3 protein-coding genes are annotated in these 10,528 nt (G+C 71.8%); all 3 read left to right on the top strand.

The window, feature by feature from the left end; genetic code table 11:
- The first annotated feature begins 80 nt into the window (after positions 1-80).
- Complete coding sequence (locus C3V41_RS06900) at positions 81-3,263, top strand: tetratricopeptide repeat protein (protein WP_165271593.1); 3,183 nt, start codon at positions 81-83, stop codon at positions 3,261-3,263.
- 270 nt (positions 3,264-3,533) lie between these two features.
- Positions 3,534-9,533 carry an Ig-like domain-containing protein gene (locus C3V41_RS14175; RefSeq protein WP_106109650.1) on the top strand — a complete coding sequence of 2,000 codons (6,000 nt, stop codon included), beginning with the start codon at positions 3,534-3,536 and terminating at the stop codon, positions 9,531-9,533.
- A 32-nt stretch (positions 9,534-9,565) separates the two neighbouring features.
- Complete coding sequence (locus tag C3V41_RS06890; protein ID WP_106109649.1) at positions 9,566-10,528, top strand: AAA family ATPase; 963 nt, start codon at positions 9,566-9,568, stop codon at positions 10,526-10,528.

Genomic DNA, 10,528 nt, shown 5'->3' with positions numbered 1-10,528 from the left:
CCGCGGGTACGCCCTACCCGGTACCGGACACATGCGTCATATGTTAAAATATTGTTGTCTATGATAGGCGGGAGATGAGGATGCCAAGCCAAGATGAGGAGGGACGCAGGCGCGCGCGCGAGACGTATGACGCCGGCGTCGCCCTCAGGCGTGAGGGCCGCCACGAGGAGGCGCTCGCCGAGCTCACGAGCGCCCTGGAGCTCTACCGCGGCCTGCACGGCACCAGGTGGAGGCAGGCCGACTGCCTGCACGGCATGGGCCTGGTCCTGCGTGAGACCGGCCGGTACGAGGAGGCCCTGACCTCCTTCCAGGACGCCCTGAGCCTGTACCGCAAGATCCAGGGGACCGAGCGCCAGCGGGCCAGCTGCCTGCTCAACGCCGGCAACGCCCTGGACGACGTCGGCCGGTACGAGGAGGCCCTGGCCTCCTTCCAGGACGCCCTGAACCTGTACCACCAGGTGGAGGACGCCGAGAAGGAGCAGGCGGGCTGCCTGAACAGCACCGGCATCACCCTGCGCCGGGTAGGGCGCTACGAGGAGGCGCTGGCCTCCTACCGTCAGGCCCTGGAGCTCTACCGCAGCCAGAGCGGTACCGGGCGTGAGCAGGCTATGTGCCTGCGCAACACCGGCCTGGCCCTGCGCACGGTAGGCCGTCAGGAGGAGGCCCGGGCCGCCTTCCAGGACGCCCTGTCCCTCTACCGCCGGGTCAGGGGCTCCCAGAGGGACCAGGCCGTCTGCCTGGTCGACGTCGGTAACACCTGGGACGACGCGGGGCGCTACGCACGGGCACTGAGCGCCTACCGGCGGGCCCTGGACCTGTACCTCCAGGTGGGGGCCACCGAGCGCCAGCAGGGTATCTGCCTGGAGAACACGGGCAACACCCTGCGCCGCCTGGGGCGCTATGAGGAGGCGCTGGCCTCCTACCGCCAGGCCCTGGAGCTCTACCGCAGCCAGGGTGGTACGGAGCGTGAGCAGGCTATGTGCCTGCGCAACACCGGCCTGGCCCTGCGCACGGTGGGGCGCTATGAGGAGGCGCTGGCCTCCTACCGCCAGGCCCTGGAGCTCTACCGCAGCCAGGGTGGTACGGAGCGTGAGCAGGGCATGTGCCTGCGCAACACCGGCCTGGCCCTGCACGGGCTGGAGAAGCACGAGGAGGCGCTGGAGGCCTACCGCCAGGCCCTGGAGCTCTACCGCCAGGTGGAGGGCACCCAGAAGGACCAGGCCGACTGCCTGGGGCAGACGGGCAACACCCTGCGTGTCACGGGCCGCCACGAGGAGGCGCTGGAGGCCTACCGCCAGGCCCTGGAGCTCTACCGCCAGGTGGAGGGCAGCGAGCGTGACCAGGCCCTGTGCCTGCACGGCACCGGCCTGGCCCTGCACGCCCTGGGCCGCTACGAGGAGGCCCTGGCCTCCTACCGGGACGCCCTGGGCCTGTACCACCAGGTGGACGGCACCCAGAAGGACCAGGCCCTGTGCCTGTACGGCACCGGTAACACCCTGCGGCAGGTGGGACGCTACGGGGAGGCCTGCATCGCCTTCCAGGAGGCCCTGGGCCTGTACGCCCAGGTGGAGGGCACCCAGAGGGACCAGGCCAGCTGCCTGTACAACACCGGCCTGGCCCTGGGGAGCATGGAGCGCCACGAGAAGGCGGTGGCCGCCTACCGCCAGGCCCTGGGCCTGTACGCCCAGGTGGAGGGCACGGGGCTGCGGCAGGCCGGCTGCCTGCGCAATATCGGCCTGGCCCTGGGGAGTATGGAGCGCCACGAGGAGGCCCTGGCCTCCTACCGGGACGCCCTGGTCCTGTACCGCCAGGCGGAGGGCACGGAGAAGAGCCAGGCCGAGTGCCTCAACGGCATTGGCAAGGCCCTGCACGCCACGGGCCGCTACGCCCGGGCCCGTGAGGCCTTCCGGGACGCCCGGGATCTCTGCCCCTCCCTGCCCGGCACCCAGTACCAGCAGGCCGACTCCCTGTGCGAGTCGGGCGTGGCCCTGAGCGCCGAGGGCCGCCACGAGGAGGCCCTGAGCAGGTTCCGTCAGGCCCTGGACCTCTACCGGCAGATGAAGGGCACGGAGAAGGACCAGGCGGACTGCCTGTACGACACCGGCCTAGCCCTGCACGCCATGGGCCGCTACGAGGAGGCCCTGAGCAGGTTCCGTCAGGCCCTGGAGCTCTACCGCGACCTGTCCGACGCCGAGCACTGCCGGGCCGACTGCCTGGGCCAGGTCGGCGTCACCCTGCGCACCCTGGGCCGGTTCGACGACGCCCGCACCGCCTACCAGCAGGCCCTGGAGGCCTACCAGCAGGCCCTGGACCTCTGCCGCGACCTGCCGGGGTGCGAGGCAGAGCAGGCCGACTGCCTCTACGGCGTGGGCGACTCACTGGACCGGGTGGGGCGCTACGAGGAGGCCCTGGAGGCCTACCGTCAGGCCCTGGGGCTCTACCGGGACCTGCCGGACACCCGGGCGGAGCAGGCCGGCTGCCTGTACGGTACCGGCAGCGCCCTGGCGGAGACGGGCCGTCACAAGGAGGCGCTGGCCGGGCTCGGCCAGGCCCTGGGGCTCTACCGGGACCTGCCGGGCACCCAGGAGGAGCAGGCGGACTGCCTGTACAGCACCGGCCTGACGCTGGACGACGCGGACCGCCACGAGGAGGCGCTGACGGTCTACCACCAGGCCCTGGACCTCTACCGCGACCTGCCCGGGGACCAGGAGCAGGACGACCACCCGGATGCCGGCGCCGACGAGGGGCACAAGGAGGCGGAGCCCACCCGGCAGGGCCCGCCCGACCTGCTCGTGACCGGGCGCCAGCGCGCAGGCTGCCTGCACGACATGGGCACGGCCCTGGTGGCGGTGGGGCGCCACGAGGAGGGCCTGGACGCCCTGAGGGGGTCCCTGGAGCTGTACCGGGACCTTCCGGGCGCCGTGCAGGACCAGGCGGACTGCCTGTACGACACCGGCGTCGCCCTGAGGGCGGCGGGGCGCCACGAGGAGGCGGCCGCCTCCTTCCGCCAGGCCCTGGACCTCTACCGGAAGGTGGGGGGTACCGGGCGCCAGCAGGCCGTCTGCCTGTACCGCGCGGGCAGCGAGATGGCCAAGCTGGAACGCTACGAGGAGGTCCAGGAGGCGTTCCAGGACGCCGTCGCCCTCTACCCGGGGCTGCGTGAGGAGTTCGGGCAGGACGAGGGCACCCTGCGCACCTCCTGGAGCGCCTGGTGCTTCGCCAGGGAGCGGACCCACTCGCGACGCTTCCGCAGGTGCCTGTGAAGGCCGACGGAGGAGAATGGGACGTTACTTCCACGTAACAAAGAGCCTCAAGATAAAGTAATGTGATCAAAACACATTGAAATACCTGGGCATGGGTCAGAACCTGTCTGTATCCGGGGTCCTCGAGGCCCCTGAGGCGTCCTGGTGCTGTGGCATACTCACGGCGACGTTTTTCGTCTCCTCCGTGACTTGCGGCGTCGTACGGCCGGAGGATTCCCGTCCCCGTGGAAAGGTCGGCTGTTGCGGCGTCTCTCGGTACGTAGGCTGACCGTGTGGGTCACGAGCGTCCTCACGGCGGCGGCGGTGGTCCTGGTGCTGCTCAACCCCGGCGTCGCCACCCACGAGGTGGACCTCCACGACGGCGGCGTGTGGGTCACCAACGCCGGTATGCGCCTGGTGGCCCACCTCAACTACCCCTCCCAGGCCCTGGACTCCGGGTTCCGGGCCGGCTCGGCCTCCTTCGACGTGGACCAGGCCGCCGCCGACGTCTTCGTCTCCGACACCGAGTCCGACACCTACACCCAGGTGGACGTGGCCCGCAGCGAGCTCCTCACCGCCTCCAGCGCCACCGGCTCGGCCCGCATGGAGCTGGGCGGGGGCTCGGTGGGCGTGGCCGCCCCCGACAGCGGCCACGTCTGGGTCATGCCCGCCTCCCGGTACGCCAGCTTCGACCCCGCCTCCTCCAGCCCGCTGGTCACCGACATGCCGGGCGCGGTCCTGGCCATGGGCACCGACGGCTCGGTCCACGTCGCCTCCACCCGCACCGGCACCCTGCGCACCCTGACCCCGGCGGGCTCCACCTACGACGTCACCCAGACCGACCTGCCCGCCCTGGGCCCCGAGGCCGTCCTGGAGGTCAGCGCCGTCGGCTCGGCCACCGCGGTCCTGGACACGACCTCGGGCACCCTGGTCCTGCCCGGCGGCAGGACCGTCACCCTGCCCGGCGACTCCTGGCGCCTCCAGATCCCCGGCCCGGCCGCCGGCGAGGTCCTGGTGTCCACCAGCCAGGCCCTGCTGCGCGTGTCCCTGGAGGGCGAGGTCACCACCGTCGCGCCCACCCTGGCCGGGGGCACCCCCGCCCGCCCCGCCCAGCACGCCGGGTGCGCCTACGCCGCCTGGGGCGGCAAGGGCTCCTTCCTGCGCGACTGCGAGGGCCCCCAGGACGACGTCGACATGGCCGTGGCCGGCCTCGACGACGCCACCCGGGCCGTCTTCCGCGTCAACCGCGAGGTCATCGTCCTCAACGACGTCGAGTCCGGGGGCCTGTGGCTGCCGGACAGGAACATGGTCCAGGTGGACAACTGGGACGCCGTCAACTCCGACGTCGAGAAGGAGGAGACCAGCGACGAGGACTCCACCCGGACCCAGGACGAGGCCCAGCAGGAGCGCAAGGAGGAGAACACGCCCCCCGACGCCGTGGACGACTCCTTCGGGGTGCGCCCCGGACGCACCGCCTACCTGCCGGTGGTCGCCAACGACACCGACCCCGACGGCGACGTCCTGGTGGCCACCCCCGACGCCGACCCCTCCTTCGCCACCGTGGGCAAGGTCCGCGGGGGAGCGGCCCTCCAGGCGCAGGTCCAGGAGCAGGCCACCGGGGAGTCCACCTTCACCTACACCCTCGACGACGGCCAGGACACCGACCAGGCCACCGTCACCCTGACCGTCCACCCCTTCAGCGTCAACGACGGCCCCACCCAGCTGCGCACCTCCACCCTGGCCCTGACCAGCGGGGCGCAGGTCTCCCTCAACGTGTCCGGGGACTGGATCGACCCCGACGGCGACCCCGTCTACCTCAAGGGCGTGGCCTTCCCCGCCGACCTCGACGTCACCTGGAGGGCCGACGGCACCATCAACGTCCGTGACCTGGGCTCCGCCACCGGCACCACCGACCTGACCGTCACCTACTCCGACGGCACCGCCGAGACCGACGGCGTGCTGCGCGTGGACGTGCGCGGCAACGACAACGTGCCCCCGGTGGCCAACGGCGACCACGTCATCACCCCCGCCGGGGTGGGCGTCCAGGTCATGCCGCTGCTCAACGACACCGACGCCAACGGCGACACCCTGCGCCTGGTCTCCGTCGGCCAGGCCCCCGCCGGGGTGGGCGTCAGCGTGGACCAGAACCTGGGCATGGTGACCGTCACGCCGTCGGCCCCGGGGACCACCTACCTGACCTACACCGTCAGCGACGGCCCCTCGTCCACCGACGGCCTCATCCGGGTGGACGCCGTGGACCCGGCGGTCTCGCTGCCGCCGGTGGCCATGGACGACGTCACCACCCTGCCCGCCGGTGGCCAGGCCCTGGTAGCGGTCCTGGACAACGACATGGACCCCAACGGGGGCGTGCTCTCCGTGCAGTCCGTGCGCACCCCCGAGGGCTCGCCCCTGGTGGCGGCCCTCCTCCAGCACCACCTGCTGCGCGTCACCGCCCCCAGCGGCCTGAGCGCCCCGGCCCAGGTGACCTACACCGTGGCCAACGCCTACGGCACCACCGAGGGGCACGTCATGGTCATCCCCGTCCCCGCGGCCTCGGCCAGCGCGCCCCCCGAGCTCACCGACGACACCCTGGTGGTGCGCGCCGGTGACATCGGCACCGTCTCCGTGCTGGCCAACGACCGCTCCCCGGCGGGCCTGACCATGAGCGTCAGCGGGGACCTCCAGCACGAGATCGCCCCCGCCATGGGCACCCCCTTCACCTCCGGCAACCAGGTGCGCTTCCGCGCCGGGGACCAGCCCGGCAGCGGCAACATGATCTACACGGTGCGTGACACCGCCGGCAACGTGGCCTCCGCCGTGGTACGGGTCACGGTGGTGGCCATGGACGAGGAGCGCAACACGCCCCCGCACCCCAAGGACGTCACCGCCTGGGCCGTGGCCGGGGAGACCGTGACCATCCCCGTACCCCTGGAGGGTATCGACTCCGAGGGGGACTCCGTGACCCTGGTGGGCCTGGGCACCAGCCCCAGGCTGGGGGCCGTGGAGCTGGGCACCGCCGAGATGGCCTACACGGCCGCCCCGAACAAGGTCGGCACCGACGTGTTCACCTACACGGTGCGCGACCGCCTGGGCAAGATCGCCACCGCGCAGGTCCGCGTGGGCGTGGCCCCGGCCGCCACCAGCAACCAGCGCCCCGTGGCGGTGGCCGACGCCGTCACCGTGCGCCCCGACGTGGCGGTGGCCGTGCCCGTCCTGGCCAACGACGTCGACCCCGACGGCGACTCCCTGTCCCTGGTGGAGAGCCTCATCGCCTCCCAGGACCCGGCCGTGGCCCCCGCGGCCCGCGGCTCGCGGGTGGCCCTGCGCTCCCCGACGACCCCGGGCACCTACACCATGGAGTACGGGGTGACCGACGGCAGGTCCGACCCGGTCACCGGCCTGCTGACCCTCACCGTCTCACCCACCGCCCCGCTGTCCGCGCCCGTGGCGCGCGACGACGAGGTCCCCGCCGACCAGGTGCGCGCCGGGGCCTGGGTGCCCGTGGACGTGCTGGCCAACGACGAGGACCCCGACGGGGACGTGGCCGCGGACACCATCTCCTCCGCCGACGACGGCGTGCGCGTCCAGGACGGCAAGCTCGTCGTGGAGGTGCGCGACCAGCAGCGCTTCGTCCTGTACACCCTGACCGACCCCGACGGCCTGACCTCCTCGGCGGTGGTCAACGTGCCCGGCACCACCGTGACCGTCCCGCGCCTGGACGCCACCAAGGGCGCCGTGACCGTCAGGGCCGGCACCACCGTGACCATCCCCCTGGGCGACTACGTCCTGGCCACCCCGGGCAAGAAGGTCCAGATCACGGACCCCGACAAGGTCAGCGCCGCCGTCGGCTGGGACGGCTCGTCCCTGGTCAAGGACGCCACCACCCTGACCTTCGGCGCCGCCGCGGACTACTCCGGGCCCTCCTCGGTGACCTTCGAGGTCACTGACGGGGCCGACCTCAACGACCCCGCGGGCAACGTGGTCCCGCTGACCCTGCCTATCACCGTCACCCCCGGTGAGAACCGGCCCCCCGTGGTCACGCCCACCGGCGTGGAGGTGGCCGCCGGGGAGACCTCCCCCGCCGTCTCCATGGCCCAGTGGGTCACCGACCCCGACGGCGAGGACCCCGCCTCCATGACCTACACCCTGTCCGACGTGCCCGCCGGGGTCAGCGCCTCGGCGTCGGGCTCCTCGCTGTCGGTAGGCGTGTCCGCCGACGCCCCCCGGGGCAGCGCGGGGTCCATGACCCTCACCGTCACCGACGCCGGGGGCGCGAGCACCTCCGCCAGCGTGCCGGTGAGCGTGGTGGGCTCCACCCGGCCCCTTGTCCAGCTCTCCGCCGCCTCGGTGACCACCGACGCCGGCAGGCCCGTGAGCGTGGACGTCTCCTCCTACGCCTCCAACCCCTTCCCCGACACCCCCCTGCACCTGGTGGGCACACCCACCTCCTCCGACGGGGGGACGGTCTCGGTGTCCGGGACCACCCTGAGCATTACCCCGCCGTCGGGCACCAACGGCACCGCCACGGTCAGCTACCGCGTGGGCGACAAGACCGACGACCCCACCCGTGAGGTCGAGGGCGTGGTCACCGTGACCGTGCGCGACAGGCCGGGTGCGCCCACGGCGGTGAGCGCCACCTCCAACTCCCCGGCCACGGCCCTGGTCTCCTGGACCGCGGGCCCGGCCAACGGCGCGGACGTCACCGGCTTCACCCTCTACGACGACACCCAGGGCGACTCCACCGACTGCGGCGTGGTCACCAGCTGCCTGTTCTCCGGGCGCACCAACGGCGTGGACCACACCTTCCACGTGGTGGCCCGCAACGCCGTGGGCGACTCCCCGGCCTCCGCCTCGGCGACCACCAATATCGACGTGGTGCCCGGGACCGTGCCCCAGGCGGTGGCCACGCCCGGGGACCGTGAGCTCTCGGTGACCTGGTCGGCCCCGAGCAACGAGGGCTCGGCCCTCAAGGGCTACACGGTGGCGCTGTCCCCCGGCGGCCAGCAGCAGAGCGTCACCGGCACCAGCGCCACCTTCACGGGCCTGACCAACGGCAGCGCCTACACGGTGGTGGTCAAGGCCGAGAACGCCAAGGGCCAGTCCCAGGAGTGGTCCTCCCCGTCGGTGGCGGTGACCCCCTTCGGCCGCCCCGGCCCGGTGGGGACGGTCTCCGCGGAGGCCACCGGCCTGGGCACGGCCTCGGGGTCGGACTCCGTGCGCGTCAGCTGGGGCCCGGTGAGCAGCACCAACGGCAAGGACGTCGAGTACTACACCGTGACCTCCTCCAACGGCGCCAGCACCACGGTCCAGGGGGGCTCGCGGTCCACCACCCTGGAGGGCGTGGGCACCGCCGAGGACCAGGTCAGCTTCTGCGTCACCGCCACCAACGATGGCGCGAACGCCTCGGCCCGGACCTCCTCCCAGACCTGCGTCAGCACCTGGGTGGTGGGCGTGCCCGCCTCCCCCAACGCCTCGGGCCTGGCGGCCACCGGCAGCGACAACCAGATCAGTATGACCACCTCGGCGGTGGCCGGCAACGGCTGGCGCACCAGCGACCTGTCCCTGGAGTGGAGCGTGGGCGGGGGCGCCTGGCAGTCGGTGTCCAACCTCAGCGGCAACGGCCTGTCCAACGGCCAGGCCGCGACCGTCAGGGTACGGGCCTGCGGGGCCAAGACCGGCACCCAGAGCTGCTCGACGCCCACTGAGGCCGGTACGGTCACGCCCTTCGGGTCCCCGGTCGGCCCCACCATGAGCTGCGCGGCCAACGGTACGCGCGTGGACTGCAGCTGGAGCGGGGGCAACGGCAACGGCCGGGACACCAGCTTCGTGCTCTCAGGCCACGAATCCGCGTCGGTGGGACCCTCAGGGTCCAGGTCGTGGGACGTCGGTGAGGGGGGCTACGTCCGCCTGTGCGTCAAGGCGGTCCAGCACTCCTCCGAGAAGGGCGAGTCGCCGACTTCCGACAGCTGCGCGGAGGCCAGGACCCGGACCTACGCGCGCTCGGCAGGGACCTATAAGGCGGCAGGGCAGTTCGGTGGGGGCTCGAGCATAGGGTACTGCGCCGTAGCGACCTGCAACGTGGTGGGCCTGAGGCTCACGGACTGGCCGCCCAATACCACGGTCAGCTGCTCCGGCAAATTCGGTGGCTACAGCGTCTCCACCTCCATCCCCGTTGACGGGGCCGGAAACGCCTCCTATGAGGGTAAGTGGAATATAGGCGTGCTCGGTGCCGACACCAAATACAAGGACGCCCAGTGGGCGAACATGATTGACAGCCTTAGCTGCAGATGACCCCCGGTAGCGGAGAGAAAGGCGGATATCCTATGGCTATGACTCAGGAGAATGCGGCTTGGTTTGCGGAGACGTTTGCGCGGATGGTGGGTAATGTGGGTCTGGCTCTGTTGGGTAAGGAGGAGGTGGTGAGGTTGGCTCTGGTGACGATGCTGGCTGAGGGGCACTTGTTGCTGGAGGACGCGCCGGGGACGGGGAAGACGGCTCTGGCTCGGGCGGTGGCGGCGACGGTGCAGGGGACGCACTCGCGGATCCAGTTCACGCCGGATCTGCTGCCTAGTGATATCACGGGGGTGACGGTGTTCGATCAGGGGAGTGGGGAGTGGGAGTTCCACGCGGGTCCGGTGTTCGCCTCGGTGGTGCTGGCGGACGAGATCAACCGGGCGAGTCCGAAGACGCAGTCGGCCCTGTTGGAGGTGATGGAGGAGTCGCAGGTGACGGTGGACGGGGTGGCTCATGCGGCGGGTCGTCCGTTCATGGTGATCGCGACGCAGAACCCGATTGAGCAGGCGGGGACGTATCGTCTGCCTGAGGCGCAGTTGGACCGGTTCCTGGTGAAGACGTCGGTGGGGTACCCGGACCGGGTGGCTCTGCGTCGGGTGCTGGCGGGGTCGGCTCGTCCGGACCGGTCGCGGTCTCTGGGGGCGGTGATCGCGTCCTCGGCGGTGGCGTCGATGGCGGATCTGGCGGCGGGTAATCATGTGGAGGACTCGGTGCTGGACTATGTGGGGGCTCTGGTGGAGGCGACGCGGGGGGATGCCTCGGTGAGGTTGGGGGTGTCGACTCGTGGGGCGATCGCGATGGTGCGGGTGGCGCGGGTGTGGGCGGCTGCTCAGGGTCGGGCGTACGTGGTGCCTGATGACGTCAAGGATCTGGCTCGTAGTGTGTGGGCGCACCGTGTGGTGATGGATCCTGACGCGGAGTTCGCCGGGGCCAGTCCCGAGCAGGTCATCGACCACGCCCTGACCACCGTACCCGCACCCACCCACAGGTAG

This window comes from Actinomyces sp. oral taxon 897 (genome assembly GCF_002999235.1).
Lineage (GTDB): Bacteria > Actinomycetota > Actinomycetes > Actinomycetales > Actinomycetaceae > Actinomyces.
Note: the sequence above shows the minus strand (reverse complement) of the source record. Positions and strands in the feature narration are given on the sequence as shown.

Bases quoted from the DNA above. Each gene is read 5' to 3' on its own strand.
- C3V41_RS06900 (WP_165271593.1), top strand. From the start codon at position 81: ATGCCAAGCCAAGATGAGGAGGGACGCAGGCGCGCGCGCGAGACGTAT.
- C3V41_RS06890 (WP_106109649.1), top strand. From the start codon at position 9,566: ATGGCTATGACTCAGGAGAATGCGGCTTGGTTTGCGGAGACGTTTGCG.